This is a genomic window from Streptomyces sp. NPDC046261 (assembly GCF_040646235.1).
GTDB lineage: Bacteria > Actinomycetota > Actinomycetes > Streptomycetales > Streptomycetaceae > Streptomyces.
Genome location: NZ_JBEYZU010000023.1, coordinates 58,375 through 80,187, shown reverse-complemented (window position 1 = coordinate 80,187; position 21,813 = coordinate 58,375). Strand labels below are relative to the sequence as shown.

The window sequence follows — 21,813 nt, the reverse complement described above, 5'->3', positions numbered from 1 at the left end:
GGCGGGGTATGCACTCGGACCATGACTACCGTGTGTATCGGGACGCTTACGCTACGGAGGCGTGCATGAGCCATGAACCGGAACTGACGGACGACTGGGAGTACACGCTTCAGGTCCCCTCCGACCCCATGGCGCCGTGCATCGCGCGACGCACGCTACGCACCATCTTCGAGGAGCACGGCTTCCTGGAACTCGCCGACACCGCCGAGCTGCTCACCTCGGAGCTGGTCACCAACGCCTACCGCTACTCCGACGGCCCCGCCTCCGTACGCGTCAAACGCGAGGGAAACCGGGTACGCGTCGCCGTCTGGGACACCAACCCCCGCCTGCCCGCCCTCGACCGCGTCACCCTGCCCGACGCCGAGACCGAGGCCGCCGAACAAGGCCGCGGACTCGGACTCGTCCAGTGGTGCGCCGACAGCTGGGGCGGCTTCGCCCTGCGCGACCAGCCCCAGGGGCTGGTCGGCAAGCTCATCTGGTTCGAACTCGGGGCGGGCACCGGATGAGGGCGCCCGCCACTCGCCCTACAGCTGCTCGGGCGTCCGGATCCCCAGGAGCGACATGCCCTGGCGCAGCGTGCGGGCCGTCAGGTCGCACAGGAAGAGGCGGTTCTCCACGTGCTGCGGCGTCTCCGCCTTCAGGACCGGGCACTCGGCGTAGAACGTCGTGTAGAGCGAGGCCAGCTGGTAGAGGTACCCGGCCAGCTTGTGCGGCTCGTAGGAAGCCGTGACCTCGGCGAGGTTCTCCCCGAACTGATCCAGGTGCATACCCAGCGCGCGCTCGGCCGGGGCCAGCGCCAGCTCCGGGTGCGCGACCGGCCGGGCCTCGCCCGCCTTGCGCAGGATCGACTGGATCCGGGCGAAGGCGTACTGGAGATAGACGCTGGTGTCGCCGTTGAGGGACACCATCTGGTCCAGGTCGAACTTGTAGTCGCGGGAGACGGACGTCGACAGGTCCGCGTACTTCACCGCGCCGATGCCCACCTGGGCACCACGCTCGGCGATCTGCTCCTCCGTCAGGTCCTGGGCCTTCTCCCGCACGACGGCCGTCGCACGGTCGATCGCCTCGTCGAGCAGGTCGACCAGGCGGACCGTCTCACCCTCACGCGTCTTGAACGGCTTGCCGTCCTTGCCCAGCACCGTGCCGAAGCCCAGCTGGACGGCCTTGACGCCCTCCGGCAGCCAGCCGGCCCGGCGCGCGGTCTCGAAGACCATCTTGAAGTGCAGCGACTGACGGGCGTCCACCACATACAGCAGCGTGTCGGCCTTCAGGTTCCCCACCCGGTCACGGATCGCCGACAGGTCCGTCGCCGCGTAACCGAAACCACCGTCGGACTTCTGGACGATCAGCGGCGACGGCTTGCCGTCCGGGCCCTTGACGTCATCGAAGAAGACACACAGCGCCCCGTTGGAACGGACCGCGACACCCGACTCCTCCAGCAGGCGGCACGTCTCCGCCAGCATGTCGTTGTAACCGGACTCGCCGACGATGTCCTCGTCACGGATCTCCACGTCCAGCTTGTCGAAGACCGAGTAGAAGTAGATCTTCGACTCGTCGACGAACCGCTGCCACAGCGCGAGGGTCTCCTCGTCACCCGCCTGCAGATCCACCACCCGGCGCCGGGCACGCGCCTTGAACTCCGCGTCGGAGTCGAAGAGCGTCCGCGACGCCTTGTACAGACGGTTGAGCGACGACATGGCCTCCTCGCCGGAGACCTCGCCCTCATGGTCCAGCTCGTGCGGGTGCTCGATCAGGTACTGGATCAGCATGCCGAACTGCGTGCCCCAGTCGCCGATGTGGTGACGACGCACCACCTTCTCGCCCGAGAACTCCAGGATCCGCACCACCGCGTCACCGATCACCGAATTCCGCAGGTGCCCGACGTGCATCTCCTTCGCCACGTTCGGCTGCGCGTAGTCGATGACCGTCGTGCCCGGGTGCTCGGCGAACGGCACGCCGAGGCGGTCGTCGCCGGCCCGCGCGGCGAGAGTCCGCACGATCGCCCCGTCCGTGATCGTGATGTTCAGGAAGCCGGGGCCCGACACCTCGACATCCTGGATCAGATCACCCGACGGCAACCCCTCGACGACCTTCGCGGCCAGCTCACGCGGGTTGCCCTTCAGCTTCTTGGCCAGCGCCAGCATGCCGTTGGCCTGGAAATCCGCCCGGTCGCTTCGTCGCAGCAGCGGATCGGCGGCACCGGCCTCCGGCAGGGCAGCCGAGAGAGCGTCCGCGATGCGCTGGTGGAGCGTGGAAGCGAGGGAGGGAACCGAAGCCATGAGGTGGTTGCCATTCCGGTAGGCGGCATTTTCGACAGTCCGAGTATCCCATGCGCCCCTCACGGCCCCCCGGGAATTCCCCCGCCCCGGGCAACCCCCGAGGCACCCCTTCCGTCTGGGACAATGGTCATGCCAGGACCGTAAGGAAGGAAGTGCCGTGGCTCAGGCTCAGAGCACCGAGGCCGACTGGGTCTCCCGTTTCGCCGACGAGGTCATCGCCGAAGGGGAGCGCCGCGCCCCGGGCAAACCGATCGTCGTCGCCTCCGGCCTGTCGCCCTCCGGCCCGATCCACCTGGGCAACCTCCGCGAGGTCATGACCCCGCACCTGGTCGCCGACGAGATCCGCCGCCGCGGCCACGAGTGCGTCCACATCCTCTCCTGGGACGACTACGACCGGTACCGCAAGGTCCCCGCCGGCATCGACCCCTCCTGGGCGGAGCACATCGGCAAGCCGCTGACCGCCGTCCCCGCGCCCCCCGGCAGCCCCTACGGCAGCTGGGCCGAGCACTTCAAGGCCGCCATGATCCAGGCCCTGGACGAGCTCGGCATCGAATACCGCGGCATCAGCCAGACCGAGCAGTACACCTCCGGCGCCTACCGCGAGCAGATCCTGCACGCCATGAAGCACCGCGGCGACATCGACGCGATCCTCGCCCAGTACCGCACCAAGCAGAAGCCGGCGAAGAAGCAGCAGCAGAAGCCCCTCGACGAGGCCGAGCTCGAAGCCGCCGAAGGCTCCGGCGCGGCAGCGGAGGACGACGGCAGCGCCGGCGGCGCCGGCTACTACCCGTACAAGCCGTACTGCACCGCCTGCAACAAGGACCTCACCACCGTCACGGCGTACGACGACAAGAGCACCGAGCTCACCTACACCTGCGCCTGCGGCCACGGCGAAACCGTCCTGCTCAGCGAGTTCGACCACGGCAAGCTCGTCTGGAAGGTCGACTGGCCCATGCGCTGGGCCTACGAAGGCGTCATCTTCGAGCCCAGCGGCGTCGACCACTCCTCGCCCGGCTCCTCCTTCCAGGTCGGCGGCCAGATCGTCGGCCCCATCTTCGGCGGCGAACAGCCCATCGGCCCCATGTACGCCTTCGTCGGCATCAGCGGCATGGCCAAGATGTCCTCCTCCAAGGGCGGCGTCCCCACCCCCGGCGACGCCCTGAAGATCATGGAAGCCCCCCTGCTGCGCTGGCTCTACGCCCGCCGCAGGCCCAACCAGTCCTTCAAGATCGCCTTCGACCAGGAGATCCAGCGGCTCTACGACGAGTGGGACAAGCTGGGCGCCAAGGTCGCCGACGGCACCGTCCTGCCCGCCGACGCCGCCGCCCACAGCCGCGCCGTCCGCACCGCCGCCGGCGAACTGCCGACGACCCCGCGCCCCCTGCCCTACCGCACCCTCGCCTCCGTCGTCGACATCACCGCCGGCCACGACGAGCAGACCCTGCGCATCCTCGGCGACCTCGACCCGGCCAACCCGGTCAAGTCCCTCGACGAGACCCGCCCGCGCCTGGACAAGGCCGAGCACTGGATCAACACCCAGGTCCCCGCCGAGTCCCGCACCGTCGTGCGCTCCGAGCCCGACACCGAGCTCCTGGCCTCCCTGGACGAGCAGGGCCGCGAATCCCTGCGCCTCCTCCTGGAGGGCCTGGACGAGCACTGGTCCCTCGACGGCCTCACCGCCCTCGTCTACGGCGTCCCCAAGGTCCAGGCCGGACTCGAGCCCCACGCCAAGCCCACCCCGGAGCTCAAGCTCGCCCAGCGCGCCTTCTTCGCCCTCCTCTACCAGCTGCTGGTCAGCCGTGACACCGGCCCCCGCCTGCCCACCCTGCTGCTCGCGGTCGGCGCCGACCGCGTCCGCAAGCTGCTCGGCGCGTAACCACCCGGCACACGAAAGGGCCGCCGCCCGGTGAACCCCACCGGGCGGCGGCCCTTTCGCCATCCAGGCCGCGCGCCCTACTTGTTCGCCTCCGCGACCGCCTTCACGGCCTCCTTGGCCGCCTCCTGCGCGTCCTTCTTCATGTCATCCACATCCGGCGACTTCGCACCCTCATAGCCCGCACCGCTGTACTTCACCGTCACCACGACATTCGCGGTCCGGGCCACCACGGTCTCGTTCTTGAAGTCGTTGTCGTCCTTCTTCGACTCGGTGCTCACCACGCTCGCACCCTCGCCGATCCCCTCGGCCTTCTCCGTCTTGGCGTTCTTCGCGCCGTCCTGCGTCGTCGCCTTCGACGCCTGCTGCTCGGCGAACGCCTCCGCACGCTTCTCGCCCGAACCCAGCGTCGGATCCGAGGTGAATCGCTTCAGCGACACCGTCAGCGACCGGAACTGCAGATTCTTGACGTCCTCGTCGTTCAGACCGCTCCAGAAGCAGCTCGCCGAGTCATTGGTGTCGGCGGCGGGCAGGGCCTTGCCCTCCTTCTTGTCCGCCTTCGGCACCAGCTTCTCGATGCTCTTCTCGGTGATCGTCTTGCAGACCTCCGGCAACTTGCCGAACGTCGCCGCCTTCATCGTGGGCGCGGCGGTCGGCGTCGCCGCCTTCGTGGGCTTGGCCGTCTCCTTCTTGGACCCGGAGTCGTCGTCCGAGCAGCCGGTGGCGACGAGCATCACCGGTACTGCGGCGCAGGCGAGGATTCGGGCGAGTCGCGGGGCGGTTCGTCGGTGCATGGGTCCTTCGCTCATTCGGAGTATGTGTCGCGGGCCACGGCGGCTGCCGTACGCGCCCGCGCCTTGTCGTGCCTGGGTCAGGCCTGGGGTCGTGCCTACGGGCACGGTACGCGGCCCGCGCCGGGCCGCGGTCGAAGCGGGCCGTTACTCGCCGGGCTAATTACCGAAGTGCCCCGCGTCCAGCTCACGGGCCAGACCATGGGCCTTGCCCTGCAGATCCTGACTGCTGGGAACCTGCCGCTTGTCCGTCGTCCACTGGTCGTACGCGATCGTCACCAGCACGTTCGAGGACCGGAAGACCACCGTCACATCCCGGTGCACCCCCGTGCCCGTCGTCGCCAGCTTGTCGTTCACGAACGCGACATCGCCCAGATCGTCCAGCACCCGCGGCGCCAGCCGCGGATCCGAGGACGGGGACGCCGGCGGCGAGGACGCGGCCGAGGGCGCCGCCGACTCCTCGCCGAGCTGCGGCGCCGGACCATCGGGGCGCGCACTCGCGCCGGGAGAGCCGGGAGAGGCGGCCGCCGAGGGCTTGGCGGACGGCGAGGACGGCGCGGCGCTCGGAATGCGCGCGGCCGTCGCCTGACGCTCGTAGAGCTGCTGCGCCCGGTCCTCGTCGCTGACGCCCGGCTGGTACGAGACCACGCGCTCGAAGTCCACGGACAGGTGCCGGGTGCCGTTGGGCGTCTCCAGCTTCCAGCGGCAGCCGACGCGGCGGTCGGTGTCGTAGGTGATGGCCGCCTGCCCGCGCAGGAGCCGCTTGGCCTCCTCCTCGTCGCCGTCGCCGGCGCCGGGCAGCATGCGGCGCAGGGTGCCGGGGCTGACATAGCCGCACGGCTCGGGGAGGCTGTGGTACTTGCCGGGCTGCCCCGCGGGGGCCGAGGAGCCGGACTGCCCGGCCTTGGCGTCGATCCCCCCGCCGCCGTCGCCGTCCCCCGCGCCGCACCCGGCGAGGCCCGTCACGAGCACCGCCGCGGCCAGTGCGGCTGCCGGTGCGTACGCCCTTCGCTGCACTGTCCGTGGCTCCCTTCGCGCGAAAACCGTTTGTGGCCGCCCCGTGGCGACTGGACACAATGTGTACCGCACGCGCTGCCGCGTCTGCCGTCCCGCTGTCGTGGATGAGCTGATAGTTCCGGCTTTTGCGTTATCCATGTTTTTCGGGGGAATGAGGTAGATATGTCCTACACCGAGGTGCCCGGCGCCCGGGTACCGATCCGTATGTGGGCGGACCCCGCCACGGTCGAGCCCGTAGCCATGCAGCAGCTGCGGAACGTCTCCACGCTGCCGTGGATCCAGGGCCTCGCGGTCATGCCGGACGTCCACTTCGGCAAGGGCGCCACGGTCGGCTCGGTGATCGCCATGCGGGGCGCGGTGTGCCCGGCGGCGGTGGGCGTCGACATCGGCTGCGGCATGTCGGCGGTGAAGACCTCGCTGACGGCCAACGACCTGCCGGGTGATCTCTCGCGGCTGCGGTCGAAGATCGAGCAGGCGATCCCGGTGGGCTTCGCCATGCACGACGACCCGGTGGACCCGCGCCGCCTGCACGGGCTGCCGACGGCCGGGTGGGACGACTTCTGGGGGCGGTTCGACGGGGTGGCGGATGCGGTCAAGTTCCGTCAGAGTCGGGCGCTGAAGCAGATGGGAACGCTCGGGTCCGGAAATCACTTCTGCGAAGTTTGCATCGATGGCCAAGGGTTTGTCTGGCTGATGTTGCACTCCGGCTCCCGCAATATCGGGAAGGAGCTGGCCGAGTACCACATCGGCGAGGCGCGGAAGCTCTCGCACAACCAGGGGCTCGTCGACCGTGATCTTGCGGTCTTCATCGCCGACACCCCGCAGATGGCCGCCTACCGCCACGACCTGTTCTGGGCGCAGGAGTACGCGCGGCACAACCGCGAGATCATGATGGCGCTCTTCCAGGACGTGATCCGCAAGGAGTTCAAGAAGGCCAAGCCCATGTTCGAGCAGGTGATCTCCTGCCACCACAACTACGTGGCCGAGGAGCGGTACGAGGGCGTGGACCTGCTGGTCACCCGCAAGGGTGCGATCCGCGCGGGCGGCGGCGAGTACGGGATCATCCCGGGCTCGATGGGCACCGGCTCGTACATCGTGCGTGGCCTGGGCAACGAGGCGTCGTTCAACTCCGCTTCGCACGGCGCGGGCCGCCGTATGAGCCGCAACAAGGCGAAGAAGCTGTTCTCCGAGCGGGACCTGGCGGATCAGACGCAGGGCGTCGAGTGCCGTAAGGACCGTGGGGTGGTCGACGAGATCCCGGCCGCCTACAAGCCGATCGAGCAGGTCATGGAGCAGCAGCGGGATCTCGTCGAGGTCGTGGCGAAGCTCAAGCAGGTTGTCTGCGTGAAGGGCTGAACCAGGTCAGTCGGGCAGCGGCAACTGGCCGTGACGCAGGCGCCAGCGGCGGACTTGGCAGGAGCTTTGGGATCTGCCGAGCTGCTCCGCTGCGTGGGCGAGAGTGGGAGCCTGCAGCAGGATCCGGTCCTCCATCTGCGTCCAGCTGCGGCGTGGTCGGGGCGGGCCCATGTGCGCCGGCCGAACCCAGGCGCCTACCTCGGCTGCGGCCGAACGCTTACGCTCCAGCGCCAGGCTTCCGGGGTAGTACAGATGATCCGCGAGGGTCACGCCACTCTCGCGCATGTACATGATGTTGTACACATGGTCGCGGGCATTCCGGCCCGGCAGTCGTGGGATGTCCAGCGTCAGCTTGGTGTAGCGACACAGGTACGTGGCGATCGCGGTGCTCGCGGTGGTGAGGGCGACGAAGGGAAGTCCCTGAGCCGTGTGGCCCACGGAGCCGTCCGCGTCGATGATTCCCCGCAGGTAGTCCCGGCGGGAGAACGGTACGCGGGGTGGGGCGATGCTGGCGGACTTCTTTCCGTAAGGGAGGCCGAGATCCACGAGGCGGTTTCTGGCTTCCAGAGAGCACACGGTCCAGATCGCTGATCGGTGGCTGTCCGAGAAGTTCGTCGCTCGCGTGCGCTCGCTGATCGTGCTGTTGTAAGGGCACAGCTCCTGGAAGGCCCGGAGGATGTCGATGTCGCGGTAGCTGAGTTCGAGGCTCAGCCGCCCCCTTTGGCGCGTCTGCGCAGACAAATGCCCATCGGCCTGCAGGAAGCCGAACATGTACGCGTACCGCGGATCTTCGAGGTCCATGAAGGTCATGCCTCGAGCGTCGGCCGCCCCCGTCGCTCGGTTATTCGAAACGGCCGGCCGTCACTCGAACTCGCGAGCGTGCAACGCGCGTAGGCGCCGCTTCCGGTTGGGTTCACGCGTCCTGGGGGTACCAGCGGAGCTCGACGGTGTTGCCGTCCGGGTCGAGGACGTAGACCGACTCGGCGGTGCCGCGGGCGCCGTAGCGGGGGCCGGGGCCGTCGACGATCTGGAAGGTGCCCGCGGCGATGACCTCCTGCCAGTCCAGGGGTTCGACGACGAGGCAGATGTGGTCGACGTTGGATTCGCCGCGTTCGCGGGCCACCAGGTCGATGATCGTGACGGGGGAGACGCGGACCGAGGGGAAGGGGGCCTTGCCGGCGCGCCATTCGTCGACGCGGACCGGCTCCAGGCCGAGGGGGCCGGTGTAGAAGGCGAGGGCGCGCTCGACGTCGGAGACGTTGAGGACGAGGTGGTCGAAGTCGATGACGCGCATGGGTTTCCCTCCGGTCACTGCGCAGCGGATGGCTGTACCGGTGAAACTAGCGTTCCGGTGATCGTTTGCGTATCGGTCGTTGGTCCTGCGTCCGTGGTCCCCGGTCCGGTTCAGGCTTCGCGGTGCACCTTGTAGTTGGAGGCCTGGGCGCGCGGGCGGACGACGAGCAGGTCGATGTTGACGTGCGGGGGGCGGGTGACGGCCCAGGCGATGGTGTCGGCGACGTCGTCGGCGGTCAGGGGCTGGGCGACGCCGTTGTAGACGGCGGCGGCCTTGTCCTTGTCGCCGCGGAAGCGGGTGAGGGCGAACTCCTCGGTGCGGACCATGCCGGGGGCGATCTCGATGATGCGGACGGGTTCGCCGCACAGTTCCAGGCGCAGGGTTTCGGCGATGACGTGGGCGCCGTGTTTGGCGGCGACGTAGCCGCCGCCTCCTTCGTAGGTGGCCAGGCCGGCCGTGGAGGAGAGGACGATCACGGTGCCTTCGGCGTCGACGAGGCGGGGGAGCAGGGCCTGGGTCATGTGGAGGGTGCCGAGGACGTTGACGTCGTACATGGTGCGCCAGTCGGCGGGGTCGGCGGTGGCGACGGTTTCGGTGCCGATGGCGCCGCCGGCGTTGTTGACCAGGACTTCCACGGGGCCGTGGTCGTCGAGGAAGGCGGCGAAGGCGTCGACGGCGGGGCGGTCGGTGACGTCGAGGACGTAGGGGATGGCGGTGTGGCCGGCGGCGGTCAGTTCTCCGGCGAGGGCGTTGATGCGGTCCTCGCGGCGGGCGGTGAGCACGACGCGGTATCCGGCGGAGGCCAGCCGGCGTGCGGTGGCGGCGCCGATGCCGCTGCTCGCGCCGGTGATGACTGCGGTGCGGGTGCTCATGCTGGGCCTCCTGTGGCTGGTGTGGTCTAGCCGCAGCATAGGCCGCGGGGGCGTCGGATCAGCGGCTTCGGGGCGCGTACATGATCACCGCTACGCCGGCGAGGCAGATGAGGGCGCCGGCCACGTCGTAGCGGTCGGGGCGGTAGCCGTCGGCGACCATGCCCCAGGCCAGGGAGCCGGCGACGAAGACGCCGCCGTAGGCGGCGAGGATCCGTCCGAAGTGGGCGTCGGGCTGGAGGGTGGCGACGAAGCCGTAGGCGCCCAGGGCGAGGATGCCGGCGCCGATCCAGGCCCAGCCCCGGTGGTCGCGCACGCCTTGCCAGACGAGCCAGGCGCCGCCGATCTCCAGGAGTGCGGCGAGGAGGAAGAGGGTGGTGGAGCGGGCGATCAGCATGGGCAAAGGCTAGGGCCGTTGCCGTTCATAGGGTGATTTCTACGGCCAGACCAGGCAGTAGGGCTGGTGGCCGGCCTCGTGCAGGCGATGGGAGAAGTCCTGCCATTCGTGCAGCAGGCGGTAGACGGAGAACGCGTCGCTCGGGCCGCCGCGGTCGGGGACCGTGGACCAGATGAAGGCGGCCGCGCCCACCGATTCCTCGCCAATGCCGCGCAGTGGGTCGACGACGGTCATGGGGAGCTTGACGACGGCGTAGTCGGGGTGGAGAACGACCAGTTCGAGGGGGGGAACCTTGTGCAGGGGTATGCCTTCGATGCCGGTGAGGACCATCGCGGCCACCGTCTCGGGTTTGATCTTGGTAAACATGCCGCCCATGCCCAGCTCGTCACCGCCGAGCTCTTCGGGGCGCATGGAAATGGGCACGCGGGCAGCGGTGGCGCCATTCGGTGCCCCGAAGTATTTGTAGGTCACCCCCACCCGGCCACTCCTGCTCGCGCTGTATTCCTCGCGTTGTTCCTCGCGCCGGTGTCGCCCCCTGTGGGCCCGCTCGGCTCGCTCGGGCCCCAGGTCATCGGTGCCCTCGCCCAGTCCGCCACCGCGATGCATATCTCCACCCGACCGCATTTTTAGGCAGCACAGCCCCCGCCGCGCAACCCGATCATCGTCTCAGAGACCTCCCCCGTGGACAGCGTGCGAAACGCCCGGCCGCGACTCGCCGGAGGGCTCTGAGACCATGGCTAGCGTGAGCTACCCATATGAAGCCCCAGTCTCGCAGACGCTATTCGACCGCGCGTCGGTCGTGACCCCCGGTGGCGTGAACTCTCCGGTGCGCGCGTTCCGGGCCGTGGGCGGTACGCCCCGGTTCATGGTCTCCGGTTCCGGTCCGTACCTGACCGACGCCGATGGCCGGGAATATGTGGACCTCGTGTGTTCATGGGGGCCGATGATTCTCGGCCATTCCCATCCGGATGTGATCGCGGCGGTGCAGGAAGCCGTCGCGCGTGGCACGTCCTTCGGTACGCCCGGCGAGGGCGAGGTCGCGCTGGCGGAGGAGATCGTCGCGCGGATCGAGCCGGTGGAGCAGGTGCGCCTGGTCTCGTCCGGTACCGAGGCGACGATGTCGGCGATCCGGCTGGCCCGTGGTTTCACCGGCCGCGCCAAGGTGATCAAGTTCGCGGGTTGCTACCACGGGCATGTGGACGCCCTGCTGGCCGCGGCCGGCTCGGGTGTGGCGACGTTCGGGCTGCCCGACACGCCGGGGGTCACGGGCGCGCAGGCCGGGGACACGATCGTCCTGCCGTACAACGACCTGGAGGCCGTGCACGCCGCCTTCCACGCCCACCCGGGTGAGATCGCGTGTGTGATCACGGAGGCGTCGCCGGGCAACATGGGCGTGGTGCCGCCGCTGCCGGGCTTCAACGCGGGGCTCAAGGCGGCCTGTGCGCAGAACGGCGCGCTGTTCATCTCCGACGAGGTGATGACGGGCTTCCGTACGAGCAAGGCGGGCTGGTACGGCGTCGACGGTGTGAAGCCGGACCTGATGACCTTCGGCAAGGTCATGGGCGGTGGTTTCCCGGCGGCGGCGTTCGGTGGGCGTGCCGATGTGATGGCGCACCTGGCGCCGGCGGGCCCGGTGTACCAGGCGGGCACGCTCTCGGGTAACCCGGTGGCCACGGCGGCGGGTCTGGCGCAGCTGCGGCTGCTGGACGACGCGGCGTACGCGAAGGTGGACGCGGTCGCGGCGGAGATCGGTGGCCTGGTGAGTGCGGCGCTGGCCAAGGAGGGTGTGGCGCACCGGCTGCAGACGGCGAGCAATATGTTCTCGGTGTTCTTCACCGAGGCCGAGGTCACGGATTATGACCGGGCCAAGCGGCAGGAGGCGTTCCGGTTCAACGCCTTCTTCCATTCGATGCTGGCGCAGGGTGTGTATCTGCCGCCGTCGGCGTTCGAGTCGTGGTTCGTCTCGACGGCGCATGACGCGGCGGCGGTCGAGCGGGTGGCGGCGGCGTTGCCGGCCGCGGCGCGGGCGGCGGCCGGGGCGACGGAGGAGGGGGCCAAGTGAGCTCGGAGAAGAAGCAGGACGACATCACTGTCGTCCATCTGATGCGCCATGGTGAGGTGCACAACCCCGATGGCGTCCTGTACGGGCGGCGGTCGGGTTATCACCTGTCGGATCTGGGCCGGCGGATGGCGGACCGGGTGGCGGAGCATCTGGCGGAGCGGGATGTGACGTATGTCGTCGCCTCGCCGCTGGAGCGGGCGCAGGAGACGGCGGCGCCGATCGCGAAGACGCACGGTCTGGACCTGGCGACGGATGAGCGGCTGATCGAGGCGGCGAACGTTTTCGAGGGCAAGACGTTCGGGGTCGGTGACGGGGCGCTGCGCAAGCCGGCGAACTGGAAGCACCTGACGAATCCGTTCCGGCCGTCGTGGGGTGAGCCGTACGTCGAGCAGGTGGTGCGGATGATGGGCGCGCTGGACGCGGCGAAGGACGCGGCGCGTGGTCATGAGGCCGTGCTGGTGAGTCATCAGCTGCCGATCTGGATCGTGCGCAGCTTCGTGGAGAAGCGGCGGCTGTGGCATGACCCGCGCAAGCGGCAGTGCACGCTGGCGAGCCTGACGACGTTCACCTACCGGGGGGACAGGATCGTTTCGGTGGGGTACAGCGAGCCCGCGCGGGATCTGGTGCCGGCTCATCTGCTGGCGGGCGCGAAGCCGGTCAAGGGTGGCGCGAAGGCGTTCGGGGCGTAGGTGGTCGTACGCCCGCGCGAATGAGCGGGGGCCGGCTGCAACCGAAAATGTCGTGAAGGCTCCGAAAAGAGCGCAACCGTCGTAGTTCGACGCGCCCTCGTACCTAATGTCCATTTATATGGACGGCATATGGTACGGGGGCGCAGCGACATGGACGGAGCCGACATGCGCGACAGTCGTGACATCACCCGACGGAGTCTGCTCGGAATGGGGGTGGGGGCGGCGGCCGCGCTGGGTGGTGCCGTCGGGTGTTCCTCGGCCACCGCGGGGCCGGAGCGGGCCGATCCCGGGGGGAAGGCCAGCGCCCCCTTCAAGCCCCGGCTGATCGGTGACGGGTCCACGGCCGACTACGGGCGCCAGCCCAACCAGCCGCCGAAGCCGGTGCCGCTGGAGCCGGGGGAGAAGCCCCCGCAGTTCGTGATCTTCTCCTGGGACGGGGCGGGCGAGGTCGGCAACGGGCTCTTCCCCCGCTTCCGCAAGCTCGCCCGCGACCACGGGGCCCGGATGACGTTCTTCCTGTCGGGGATCTATCTCCTGCCCGAGTCGAAGAAGCGGCTCTACGATCCGCCGAACAATCCCGTCGGCGCGTCCGACATCGGGTATCTCACGGACGCCCACATCAAGGAGACGCTGCGCAATATGCGGGCGGCCTGGCTGGAGGGCCACGAGGTCGGCACGCACTTCAACGGGCACTTCTGCCAGGGGCGCGGGTCGGTCGCGCACTGGACGCCGCGGGAGTGGGAATCGGAGATCGAGCAGGCGGTCTCGTTCGTCACCCGGTGGCGCACCCACACCGGATTCACCGATCTGGACCCGCTGCCCTTCGACTACCGCAAGGAACTCATCGGCGGTCGCACCCCCTGTCTGCTGAACCAGGAGAACCTGCTGCCGGTCGCCGCGAAACTCGGCTGGCGGTACGACGCGAGTTCCTCGGGCGGGCTGCAGGTGTGGCCGCGGAAGAAACACGGGCTGTGGGACCTGCCGCTGCAGCAGATGCCCTTCCCGGGTCACTCTTTCGAAGTCCTTTCCATGGACTACAACATCCTCGCCAATCAGTCGAAGAACACCACCCGCGGACCCTCCCACCACTATTCGTCCTGGCGACGGCAGGCCACCGAGTCGTACATCGCCGGCTTCGACCGGGCGTACGAGACGAACAGGGCGCCGTTCTTCGTGGGGAACCACTTCGAGGAATGGAACGGGGGGATCTATATGGACGCGGTGGAGGAGGCGCTGAAATACATCGCCGACGACAAGCGCAAGGACGTCCGTCTGGTGTCGTTCCGGCAGTTCGTCGACTGGCTGGACGTGCAGTCGCCGGCGGTGCTCGCGGGGCTGCGCTCTCTGGACGTGGGTGAGAAGTGGCATCCGAAGACGGGGCCGAAAAGGCCGCCGAAAGCACCGCCCAGGCCGGCGAGGCCGACCCGGCAGGCCGAGGAGGACAGCGAGGGGGGTGAAGAAGATCCCTAAACTGCGCATGCGAAACTTTTCACATGAGTGCCTGCCGCGCCCTTCGACGCCCACATTCCCGCCGTCGTTCCACCGTGCTGGCCGCCGGAGCCGCCCTTGCGGCACTGACGCTGACCGCGTGCGGTTCCGGTAACACCTCCGGCGGGGGCGGGCAGACCGGCTTCGTCCAGGGCGCGGGCGGCGTGGACGTCGTCAAGGACAAGGGCGGCCGGCAGAGCGCGCCGGACCTGTCCGGCAAGACGCTCGACGGCAAGGACCTCGACGTCGCCGAGGCATACAAGGGCAAGATCGTCGTCCTGAACGTATGGGGCTCGTGGTGCGCGCCCTGCCGGGCCGAGGCCAAGAACCTCGTCGCGGTGGCGAACGCCTACAAGGACAAGGGCGTGGAGTTCGTGGGCCTGAACACCCGCGACCCCGACCCCGCCCCGGCCCTGGCCTTCGAGAAGGAGTTCAAGGTTCCCTACCCGAGCCTGTACGACTCCTCCGGCAAGCTGCTGCTGCGCTTCCCCAAGGGCAGCCTGAACCCGCAGGCGATTCCCTCGACGGTCCTCATCGACCGGGACGGCAAGATCGCTGCGCGGGCGATCAAGCCGCTGGGCGAGGACGAACTGCGCGAGGCCCTCGACCCGCTGGTCGCGGAGAAGTGACGCCCGTGATGGCCGCGGCCGGCCTGACGCATGCGAACGTGACCACCTCGCTGGCCGCCGCGGGCGGGATGAACCAGACGGTCCTGACCGGGGCGCTGCTGCTGGCCCTGCCGGTGGCGGTGCTCGGTGGCCTCGTCTCCTTCTTCTCGCCGTGCGTGCTGCCGCTCGTACCCGGCTACCTCTCCTACGTCACCGGCGTCAGCGGCGCGGACCTGGCCGAGGCCCGGCGGGGCCGGATGGTCGCCGGGTCCTCGCTGTTCGTGCTCGGCTTCACCGCCGTCTTCGTCTCCTTCGGCGCCGCCTTCGGCTTCTTCGGCCAGACACTGCTGGAGTACAAGGAGACGATCTCCACGGTGCTCGGGGCCCTCACCATCGTGCTGGGCCTGGCCTTCATGGGGCTGCTGAACCGTTTCGGGCAGCGCGAGTTCCGCTTCCACACCAGACCGGCGATGGGCCTGGCCGGGGCGCCGCTGCTCGGCGTGCTGTTCGGCCTGGGCTGGGCGCCCTGCATCGGCCCCACGCTCGCCGCCGTACTGTCCCTGTCCTCCCAGCAGGCCAGCGCCGGCCGCGGAGCGCTGCTCACCGTCGCGTACTGCCTCGGCCTCGGCCTGCCCTTCATCCTGGCCGCCGTCGCCTTCCGGCGGGCCCTCGGCACGTTCGGCTGGGTCAAGCGGCACTACGCGTGGGTCATGCGGGCCGGCGGCGGGATGCTCGTCGTGGTCGGCGTGCTCCTGGTCACAGGAGTGTGGGACAGCATGGTCCAGGACCTTCAGACGTGGTCGTCGCAATTCACCCCCGGGATCTGATCAATGGCCAAGACGCATAGCACCGCTTCCGCCCCGGCGCCGGAGGATCCCGACGCCGATGCCGCGGCCGCACCCATGTCCACGGCCCCCACCGAGGAGCGCGGCCAGGCCATGCCCGGCTCGTTCGGAGGCGTACGGGCCCCGGGCGCGCTCGGCTGGCTGACCTGGTCCGTGCGCGAGGCCACCGGCTGGGTGCGCTGGATGTGGCGTCAGCTGACCTCGATGCGGGTCGCGCTGATCCTGCTGTTCCTGCTCTCCCTCGCCACGGTCCCCGGGTCCCTGGTGCCGCAGACCTCGGTCGACGCGCTCAAGGCCGACACCTGGAAGGACCAGCACGAGGCGCTCACGCCGATCTACGAGAAGCTCGGCCTCTTCCACGTCTACAGCTCGGTGTGGTTCTCCGCGATCTACATCCTGCTGTTCGTCTCCCTCATCGGCTGCATCATCCCGCGCACCTGGCAGTTCGTCGGCCAGCTGCGCGGCCGTCCGCCGGGCGCCCCGCGCCTGCTGACGCGGATGCCCGCGCACGCCACCTGGCACACGGACGCCGAGCCGCGGCAGGTGCTGGACGCGGCGGAGAAGCTGCTGAAGCGCAGGCGTTTTCGTACCGAGCGGGCCGGGGACGCGATCGGCTCCGAGAAGGGCTACCTCCGCGAGGCCGGCAACCTCCTCTTCCACATCTCCCTGATCGTCATGCTGGTGGCGTTCGCCTCCGGGCAGCTGTGGAAGTCCGAGGGCGGCAAGCTGGTCGTCGAGGGCGAGAGCTTCGCGAACACCCTCACCCAGTACGACGACTTCAAGGCCGGCTCGCTCTTCGACGCCGACGACCTCGACGCCTTCCGCTTCACCCTCGACAGCTTCTCCGGGACCTACGAGCGCTCCGGCCCCGAGCGCGGCACCCCGCGCGACTACGCCGCCCACATCACGTACTGGGACGGCGCGGACGGCACGCCCCGCAAGGCCACCGTCAAGGTCAACGAGCCGCTGGAGACCGCCCGCTCGAAGGTCTACCTCATCGGCCACGGCTACGCCCCGATCGTCACCGTCCGCGACGGCAAGGGCAACGTCGCCTTCAAGGGCCCCATCCCCTCGCTGCCGCTGGACAACAACGTCACCGAGACCAGCGTGCTCAAGGTGCCGGACTACCGCGACAAGGACGGCAAGGAAGGCGACCTCGGCTTCCAGGGCAACTTCGTGCCGACCCTGGACCTGAAGTCGGGCACCATGCTCTCCCGCTTCCCCGCCCTGGACAATCCGGCGCTGGTGCTGACCGCCTATCGCGGCAGCCTCGGCCTGGACTCGGGCGTGCCGCAGAGCATCTACCAGCTCAACACGTCCAAGATGACGCAGTTCAAGGACGACAAGGGCCAGAAGTTCGCCAAGCTCCTCACGGTCGGCCAGACCATGACGCTGCCGGACGGCGCGGGCGAGCTGAAGTTCGAGGGCATCAAGCAGTGGGCGACCTTCCAGGTCTCCCAGAAGCCCGGCAACGAGCTGGCGCTCGCCGGCGCCGTCGGCGCGCTGATCGGCCTGGCCGGTTCGCTGTTCATCCAGCGCCGCCGGGTGTGGGTGCGCGCCGTCGCGGACGGCGAGGGGCGTACGGTCGTGGAGCTGGCCGGCCTCGGCCGCAGCGAGTCCGCCCGCCTGCCCGAAGAGCTCGCCTCCCTCGCCGTCGCCCTGCAGCCCGACGCCCCGCCCGTCGCCGCACCCGCGACGGACACCGACTCCGAAGCCCCCGCCGAACCGTCCGAAGGAGCGCGCGCGTGATCCTCGCCGCCGCAGCCAACGAGAACCTGGCCCACGTCAGCAATGTGCTGGTCTATTCGGCCATGGCTGTCTATACCCTCGCCTTCCTCGCGCACATCGCCGAGTGGGTCTTCGGCAGCCGTAGCACCGTCGGCCGCACGGCCGCCGCGCTGACCGCCGAGGCCCCCGCCGTGACCGTCACGGTCAAGGGCGCCGAGAAGGCCGCGCAGGGCGGCGGCACCGCCGTCCTGGAGCGCCCGAAGGTCGTCACGCGCGCCGCCCCCGGCAGCCGCGACGTCCCCGACGGCCCCGGCGCCGCCGGCACCAGCGAGAAGGGCGACCTGTACGGCCGCATCGCGATCTCGCTGACGGTCCTGGCGTTCGCCCTCCACGTGGGCGGCGTCCTCACCCGCGCGCTGTCCGTCGAGCGGGCGCCGTGGGGCAACATGTACGAGTTCTCCACGACCTTCGCCATGACGGCCGTCGGCGTCTACCTGGGCCTGCTCGCCGCGAAGAAGAACGTCCGCTGGCTGGGCCTGCCGCTGGTCACCTCGATCCTGCTCGACCTGGGCCTGGCCGTCTCGGTGCTGTACACCGACAGCGACCAGCTGGTGCCGGCCCTGCACTCCTACTGGCTGTGGATCCACGTCTCCTGCGCGATCATCTCGGGCGCGGCGCTGTGGGTGGGCGCGTGCTCGAGCCTGTTCTACCTCTTCCGCGACGGCTACGAGCTCCGGCTGGCGGAGGGCCGCGACGGCGGCGGCGCCTGGAGCAACGTCCTGTCCCGGCTGCCCGCGGCGGCCACGCTGGACAAGTTCGCCTACCGCATCAACGCGACCGTCTTCCCGCTGTGGACGTTCACGATCATCGCGGGCGCGATCTGGGCCGAGGCCGCCTGGGGCCGCTACTGGGGCTGGGACCCCAAGGAGGTCTGGTCCTTCATCACCTGGGTCGCCTACGCCTGCTACCTGCACGCCCGCGCCACGGCCGGCTGGAAGGGCCGCAAGGCCGCCTACCTGGCCCTGCTGGCCTTCGCCTGCTACCTGTTCAACTACTACGGCGTGAACATCCTGCTGAGCGGCAAGCACTCCTACGCGGGGGTGTGAGCCCGCGAGGACCCGCGGCCCACGGCCCGCGCCCCGTCGCCTCCGGCGCGCGGGACGCGGGCCGTCGTGTTAGACGTGGAGTCATGGAGATCCCCTCCCCCTACGGCGCGTCCGAGAGCAAGGGCGACACCCACACCCTGCGCTACGAGCTGTCGATCCCGTACCCCGTCGACGAGGTGTGGGCCGCCGTGGCCACGCCCGAGGGCCTGCCGGCGTGGCTGGCCGTCGCCGATCCGTTCGAGCAGCGCGAGGGCGGGGCGATCACGCTGCGGTGGCAGAACACCGACGCCCAGGGGCACGCCACCGTCGCGCCCGGGCAGGTGACCGCGTGGGAGCCGCCGCGGCTGGCGGAGTACACCGTCGACATCCACGGCCGCGTCCGCTTCGAGCTGGAGCCCGGGCCGCTGGGCGTCGGCGGGACGCTGCTGCACTTCACCAACGAGATGGCCGGGCCCGAGGACGTACGCCTGGACTGCCTGGCTGGCTGGCACCACCACTTCGAGTACCTGCTGCAGGCCCTCGGCGGGCACCCGGCCGACTGGTCGCAGTGGACGAGGGACCGCTGGCGCGAGCTGCGGGAGCAGTACGAGCGCGGGGAGCGGCGCTAGCCCTTCGGGCCGTCCGCGCCCTGGTCCTTCTCGTCGTCCTTCTTCAGCGACCGCAGGAACTCGGGGTTGTCGTCGGGCGCCACCCAGCGCTGCCGCCCGCCCGGGCGCCGCGCCGCGGCACGCGGCCGGCCCGCCACCAGCCAGGCCACCGGGCCCACCAGCACCTCGCCGAACAGCAGGATGATGAACACCCACGCCAGCTTCGGCAGGCCCCGCACCTCCTTCTCCGGCGTGTTGAGGCAGTCGATGAAGGTGTAGATCCACAGCGCCAGGATCAGCAGAAACGGCAGATACCTGAGCATGGCGGCGGCCCCCGGAGTGCGGTGCTACGGGCCGCTCGTCGGCCCCCGTGACGTGTCCAGGGTAGTGCGTGCTCGATACTGGATCGCATGGCTTACGACGATCTTCGCTCGTTCCTCCGGTCGCTGGAGCGCGATGGCGATCTCAAGCGCATCACGGCTGAAGTCGACCCATACCTGGAAATCGGGGAGATCGTCGACAGAGTGAACAAGGCGGGCGGGCCCGCGCTGCTCTTCGAGAACGTCAAGGGCGCGGCGATGCCGCTCGCCATGAACGTCTTCGGCACCGACCGCCGCCTCCTCAAGGCGCTCGGCCTGAAGTCCTACGAGGAGATCAGCGAGAAGATCGGCGGGCTGCTCAAGCCGGAGCTCCCGCAGGGCTTCATCGGCATCCGGGAGGCCTTCGGGAAGCTGGGCGCGGTGGCGCACGTGCCGCCGAAGAAGGTCAAGGACGCGCCCGTCCAGGAGGTCGTCCTCACCGGCGACGAGGTGGACCTGGAGAAGCTCCCGGCGCTGTTCACCTGGCCGGAGGACGGCGGGTCGTTCTTCAACCTGGGCCTGACCCACACCAAGCACCCCGAGACCGGCGTCCGCAACCTCGGCCTCTACCGCCTGCAGCGCCACGACAAGCGCACCATCGGCATGCACTGGCAGATCCACAAGGACAGCCGCAACCACTACCAGGTGGCCGCCAAGCGCGGTGAGCGGCTGCCGGTCGCCATCGCCTTCGGCTGCCCGCCGGCGGTGACGTACGCCTCCACCGCGCCGCTGCCCGGCGACATCGACGAGTACCTCTTCGCCGGCTTCATCCAGGGCAAGCGCATCGAGATGGTCGACTGCAAGACCGTGCCGCTGCAGGTGCCGGCCAACGCCGAGGTCGTCATCGAGGGCTGGCTGGAGCCCGGCGAGATGCTGCCCGAGGGCCCCTTCGGCGACCACACCGGCTTCTACACGCCGCAGGAGCCGTTCCCCGCACTGAAGATCGACTGCGTCACGATGCGCCGCCGTCCGCTGCTGCAGTCGATCGTCGTCGGCCGTCCCCCGACGGAGGACGGGCCGCTGGGCCGGGCCACCGAGCGGTTTTTCCTGCCCCTGCTGAAGGTGATCGTCCCGGACATCGTGGACTACCACCTGCCGGAGTCCGGCGGCTTCCACAACTGCGCGATCGTCTCGATCGACAAGAAGTACCCCAAGCACGCGCAGAAGGTCATGCACGCCATCTGGGGCGCGCACATGATGTCGCTGACCAAGCTGATCATCGTGGTCGACTCCGACTGCGACGTGCACAACCTGCACGAGGTGTCCTGGCGGGCGCTGGGCAACACCGACTACGCCCGCGACCTCACCGTCGTCGAGGGCCCCGTCGACCACCTCGACCACGCCTCGTACCAGCAGTTCTGGGGCGGCAAGGCGGGCATCGACGCGACCGCGAAGTGGCCCGAGGAGGGCTACACGCGCGACGGCGGCTGGCCGCGGATGGTCGAGTCGGATCCGCGGACCGCGGCGAAGGTCGACCGCCGGTGGACGGAGTACGGGCTGTGAGCGCCTCCGCCGCCGCGATCCCGCAGCCGGGCCGGACCCGGGCGTTCCTGCGCATGGTGCTCATCGAGCACTCGGTCTTCGCGCTGCCCTTCGCCTACATCGCCTCGCTCACCGCCATGTTCCAGCTGGACCGGAACATCCACTGGGTCAGGCTGCTGCTCGTCACCGTCGCCATGGTGGGCCTGCGGACGTTCGCGATGGCCTGCAACCGCATCATCGACCGCGAGATCGACGCCCGGAACCCGCGCACGGCGGGCCGTGAGCTGGTGACGGGCGCGGTGTCGGTGCGCTCGGCGTGGACCGGGGCGGGGGTGGCGGTGGTGTTCTTCCTCGGTGCCGCCGCGCTGCTGAACCCGCTGTGCCTGGCGCTCGCCCCCATCGCCGTCGTCCCGATGGTCGTCTACCCCTACGGCAAGCGGTTCACGAACTTCCCGCACGCGATCCTGGGCCTGGCCCAGGCCATGGGCCCGGTCGGCGCATGGCTGGCGATCACGGGCGAGTGGTCCTGGGACGCGGTGATCCTGGGCCTGGCGGTCGGCGTGTGGATCGGCGGCTTCGACCTGATCTTCGCCTGCCAGGACGTGGCCGCGGACCGCGCCCACGGGGTGAAGTCCACGCCGGCCCGCTTCGGCATCGCGGCGGCGCTCCACGGTGCCCGCGGCTGCCACGCCGTCACGACGGCGCTGCTGGTCTGGTACGCGCTGGCCACCGATGCCGGGGTGTTCTTCTGGGCCGGCCTGGTGGTGGTCGCGGGGGCGTTCCTGTACGAGCACTCGATCGTCAAGCCGGGTGACCTCTCGCGCCTGAACCGGGCGTTCTTCTCGGTCAACGGCTTCATCGGCATCGCGCTGTTCCTGTGCGCGCTGCTCGACCTGCTGGTCCGCGGCCTGACGGTCTGACGGGCCGTCCGCGTACGGACGCCGAAGGGCGGCCACCCCAAGGAGGGTGGCCGCCCTTCGGCG

The 21,813-nt window shown here is 69.7% G+C and carries 22 protein-coding genes; 13 read left to right on the top strand and 9 right to left on the bottom strand.

Annotation, left to right across the window (positions count from 1 at the left end; all coding sequences use genetic code 11):
• The first annotated feature begins 65 nt into the window (after positions 1–65).
• Complete coding sequence (locus ABZ956_RS27445) at positions 66–506, top strand: ATP-binding protein (RefSeq protein WP_071965504.1); 441 nt, start codon at positions 66–68, stop codon at positions 504–506.
• 18 nt (positions 507–524) lie between these two features.
• Here ABZ956_RS27445 and argS read toward each other — a convergent pair whose 3' ends face one another.
• Positions 525–2,279: an arginine--tRNA ligase gene (argS, locus tag ABZ956_RS27440; RefSeq protein WP_361899087.1), complete on the bottom strand. Its 1,755-nt coding sequence runs from the start codon at positions 2,277–2,279 to the stop codon at positions 525–527.
• A gap of 157 nt (positions 2,280–2,436) precedes the next feature.
• Here argS and lysS point away from each other — a divergent pair, with 157 nt between their 5' ends.
• Positions 2,437–4,155, top strand: a complete 1,719-nt coding sequence (gene lysS, locus ABZ956_RS27435) for a lysine--tRNA ligase (protein WP_361899084.1) — start codon at positions 2,437–2,439, stop codon at positions 4,153–4,155.
• A gap of 77 nt (positions 4,156–4,232) precedes the next feature.
• Here the strand turns inward: lysS and ABZ956_RS27430 are convergent, their stop codons facing one another.
• Positions 4,233–4,946: a hypothetical protein gene (locus ABZ956_RS27430; RefSeq protein ID WP_361899081.1), complete on the bottom strand. Its 714-nt coding sequence runs from the start codon at positions 4,944–4,946 to the stop codon at positions 4,233–4,235.
• 156 nt (positions 4,947–5,102) lie between these two features.
• Entirely contained in the window at positions 5,103–5,960 is an 858-nt protein-coding gene (locus ABZ956_RS27425) for a hypothetical protein (RefSeq protein ID WP_361899078.1), read from the bottom strand.
• A gap of 162 nt (positions 5,961–6,122) precedes the next feature.
• On the opposite strand from ABZ956_RS27425, the gene ABZ956_RS27420 reads away from it, so the two are divergent.
• Positions 6,123–7,316, top strand: coding sequence for an RtcB family protein (locus ABZ956_RS27420; protein WP_361899075.1), 1,194 nt, complete (start codon positions 6,123–6,125; stop codon positions 7,314–7,316).
• Positions 7,317–7,322: 6 nt separating this feature from the next.
• Here the strand turns inward: ABZ956_RS27420 and ABZ956_RS27415 are convergent, their stop codons facing one another.
• The 5 genes from ABZ956_RS27415 to ABZ956_RS27395 all read right to left on the bottom strand — a co-directional run bounded on the left by ABZ956_RS27415 (position 7,323) and on the right by ABZ956_RS27395 (position 10,482).
• Positions 7,323–8,126 carry an LAGLIDADG family homing endonuclease gene (locus ABZ956_RS27415; RefSeq protein ID WP_361899072.1) on the bottom strand — a complete coding sequence of 268 codons (804 nt, stop codon included), beginning with the start codon at positions 8,124–8,126 and terminating at the stop codon, positions 7,323–7,325.
• A 103-nt stretch (positions 8,127–8,229) separates the two neighbouring features.
• On the bottom strand, positions 8,230–8,610 hold the full coding sequence (locus ABZ956_RS27410) for a VOC family protein (protein WP_361899069.1): 381 nt from the start codon (positions 8,608–8,610) through the stop codon (positions 8,230–8,232).
• A 110-nt stretch (positions 8,611–8,720) separates the two neighbouring features.
• Positions 8,721–9,482, bottom strand: coding sequence for an SDR family oxidoreductase (locus tag ABZ956_RS27405; protein WP_361899066.1), 762 nt, complete (start codon positions 9,480–9,482; stop codon positions 8,721–8,723).
• Positions 9,483–9,540: 58 nt separating this feature from the next.
• A complete protein-coding gene (locus ABZ956_RS27400) occupies positions 9,541–9,876 on the bottom strand; it encodes a YnfA family protein (protein WP_361899063.1) in 336 nt (111 codons plus the stop codon).
• A gap of 39 nt (positions 9,877–9,915) precedes the next feature.
• On the bottom strand, positions 9,916–10,482 hold the full coding sequence (locus tag ABZ956_RS27395) for a hypothetical protein (RefSeq protein ID WP_361899061.1): 567 nt from the start codon (positions 10,480–10,482) through the stop codon (positions 9,916–9,918).
• A 127-nt stretch (positions 10,483–10,609) separates the two neighbouring features.
• Between ABZ956_RS27395 and hemL the strand changes: the two genes are divergently transcribed.
• From hemL to ABZ956_RS27355, 8 genes are all read left to right on the top strand, one after another.
• Positions 10,610–11,938: a glutamate-1-semialdehyde 2,1-aminomutase gene (gene hemL / locus ABZ956_RS27390; protein WP_361899058.1), complete on the top strand. Its 1,329-nt coding sequence runs from the start codon at positions 10,610–10,612 to the stop codon at positions 11,936–11,938.
• 41 nt (positions 11,939–11,979) lie between these two features.
• On the top strand, positions 11,980–12,627 hold the full coding sequence (locus ABZ956_RS27385; protein ID WP_361899150.1) for a histidine phosphatase family protein: 648 nt from the start codon (positions 11,980–11,982) through the stop codon (positions 12,625–12,627).
• Positions 12,628–12,792: 165 nt separating this feature from the next.
• A complete protein-coding gene (locus tag ABZ956_RS27380; RefSeq protein ID WP_361899055.1) occupies positions 12,793–14,097 on the top strand; it encodes a hypothetical protein in 1,305 nt (434 codons plus the stop codon).
• Between the two features lie 23 nt (positions 14,098–14,120).
• The gene (locus ABZ956_RS27375; protein ID WP_361899052.1) at positions 14,121–14,744 is read left to right on the top strand and encodes a TlpA disulfide reductase family protein; all 624 of its coding nucleotides are present in this window, start codon (positions 14,121–14,123) and stop codon (positions 14,742–14,744) included.
• Positions 14,745–14,812: 68 nt separating this feature from the next.
• Positions 14,813–15,550, top strand: coding sequence for a cytochrome c biogenesis protein CcdA (locus ABZ956_RS27370; protein ID WP_361899147.1), 738 nt, complete (start codon positions 14,813–14,815; stop codon positions 15,548–15,550).
• A gap of 3 nt (positions 15,551–15,553) precedes the next feature.
• Positions 15,554–17,317, top strand: a complete 1,764-nt coding sequence (locus tag ABZ956_RS27365) for a cytochrome c biogenesis protein ResB (RefSeq protein ID WP_361899049.1) — start codon at positions 15,554–15,556, stop codon at positions 17,315–17,317.
• Positions 17,314–18,402 (top strand): c-type cytochrome biogenesis protein CcsB, encoded by a 1,089-nt coding sequence (ccsB, locus tag ABZ956_RS27360; protein WP_361899046.1) that lies wholly within the window; start codon positions 17,314–17,316, stop codon positions 18,400–18,402. Before ABZ956_RS27365 ends, ccsB begins: the two co-directional genes overlap by 4 nt.
• An 83-nt stretch (positions 18,403–18,485) precedes the next feature.
• Positions 18,486–19,010: an SRPBCC domain-containing protein gene (locus ABZ956_RS27355; protein ID WP_361899039.1), complete on the top strand. Its 525-nt coding sequence runs from the start codon at positions 18,486–18,488 to the stop codon at positions 19,008–19,010.
• Here ABZ956_RS27355 and ABZ956_RS27350 read toward each other — a convergent pair.
• On the bottom strand, positions 19,007–19,312 hold the full coding sequence (locus ABZ956_RS27350; RefSeq protein WP_361899036.1) for a PLD nuclease N-terminal domain-containing protein: 306 nt from the start codon (positions 19,310–19,312) through the stop codon (positions 19,007–19,009). The two genes, ABZ956_RS27355 and ABZ956_RS27350, sit on opposite strands and share 4 nt — an antisense overlap.
• Positions 19,313–19,399: 87 nt before the next feature.
• Here ABZ956_RS27350 and ABZ956_RS27345 point away from each other — a divergent pair, with 87 nt between their 5' ends.
• Together ABZ956_RS27345 and mqnP are read left to right on the top strand one after the other, a co-directional pair.
• Positions 19,400–20,851 carry a menaquinone biosynthesis decarboxylase gene (locus tag ABZ956_RS27345; protein ID WP_361899034.1) on the top strand — a complete coding sequence of 484 codons (1,452 nt, stop codon included), beginning with the start codon at positions 19,400–19,402 and terminating at the stop codon, positions 20,849–20,851.
• On the top strand, positions 20,848–21,750 hold the full coding sequence (gene mqnP, locus ABZ956_RS27340; RefSeq protein ID WP_361899031.1) for a menaquinone biosynthesis prenyltransferase MqnP: 903 nt from the start codon (positions 20,848–20,850) through the stop codon (positions 21,748–21,750). The genes ABZ956_RS27345 and mqnP overlap by 4 nt, the downstream gene beginning before the upstream one ends.
• Positions 21,751–21,813: the final 63 nt, after the last annotated feature.

Excerpts from the sequence above, each read along its gene's own strand:
- ABZ956_RS27370 (WP_361899147.1), top strand. The coding sequence starts at position 14,813 with ATGAACCAGACGGTCCTGACCGGGGCGCTGCTGCTGGCCCTGCCGGTG.
- ABZ956_RS27365 (WP_361899049.1), top strand. The coding sequence starts at position 15,554 with ATGGCCAAGACGCATAGCACCGCTTCCGCCCCGGCGCCGGAGGATCCC.
- ABZ956_RS27350 (WP_361899036.1), bottom strand. The coding sequence starts at position 19,312 with ATGCTCAGGTATCTGCCGTTTCTGCTGATCCTGGCGCTGTGGATCTAC.
- ABZ956_RS27345 (WP_361899034.1), top strand. The coding sequence starts at position 19,400 with ATGGCTTACGACGATCTTCGCTCGTTCCTCCGGTCGCTGGAGCGCGAT.
- argS (WP_361899087.1), bottom strand. The coding sequence starts at position 2,279 with ATGGCTTCGGTTCCCTCCCTCGCTTCCACGCTCCACCAGCGCATCGCG.
- ABZ956_RS27395 (WP_361899061.1), bottom strand. The coding sequence starts at position 10,482 with ATGCATCGCGGTGGCGGACTGGGCGAGGGCACCGATGACCTGGGGCCC.
- ABZ956_RS27400 (WP_361899063.1), bottom strand. The coding sequence starts at position 9,876 with ATGCTGATCGCCCGCTCCACCACCCTCTTCCTCCTCGCCGCACTCCTG.
- ABZ956_RS27355 (WP_361899039.1), top strand. The coding sequence starts at position 18,486 with ATGGAGATCCCCTCCCCCTACGGCGCGTCCGAGAGCAAGGGCGACACC.
- ABZ956_RS27430 (WP_361899081.1), bottom strand. The coding sequence starts at position 4,946 with ATGCACCGACGAACCGCCCCGCGACTCGCCCGAATCCTCGCCTGCGCC.
- ABZ956_RS27385 (WP_361899150.1), top strand. The coding sequence starts at position 11,980 with ATGCGCCATGGTGAGGTGCACAACCCCGATGGCGTCCTGTACGGGCGG.
- ABZ956_RS27405 (WP_361899066.1), bottom strand. The coding sequence starts at position 9,482 with ATGAGCACCCGCACCGCAGTCATCACCGGCGCGAGCAGCGGCATCGGC.
- ABZ956_RS27445 (WP_071965504.1), top strand. The coding sequence starts at position 66 with ATGAGCCATGAACCGGAACTGACGGACGACTGGGAGTACACGCTTCAG.
- ABZ956_RS27380 (WP_361899055.1), top strand. The coding sequence starts at position 12,793 with ATGCGCGACAGTCGTGACATCACCCGACGGAGTCTGCTCGGAATGGGG.
- ABZ956_RS27415 (WP_361899072.1), bottom strand. The coding sequence starts at position 8,126 with ATGACCTTCATGGACCTCGAAGATCCGCGGTACGCGTACATGTTCGGC.
- ABZ956_RS27375 (WP_361899052.1), top strand. The coding sequence starts at position 14,121 with ATGAGTGCCTGCCGCGCCCTTCGACGCCCACATTCCCGCCGTCGTTCC.
- hemL (WP_361899058.1), top strand. The coding sequence starts at position 10,610 with ATGGCTAGCGTGAGCTACCCATATGAAGCCCCAGTCTCGCAGACGCTA.
- ABZ956_RS27410 (WP_361899069.1), bottom strand. The coding sequence starts at position 8,610 with ATGCGCGTCATCGACTTCGACCACCTCGTCCTCAACGTCTCCGACGTC.
- ABZ956_RS27420 (WP_361899075.1), top strand. The coding sequence starts at position 6,123 with ATGTCCTACACCGAGGTGCCCGGCGCCCGGGTACCGATCCGTATGTGG.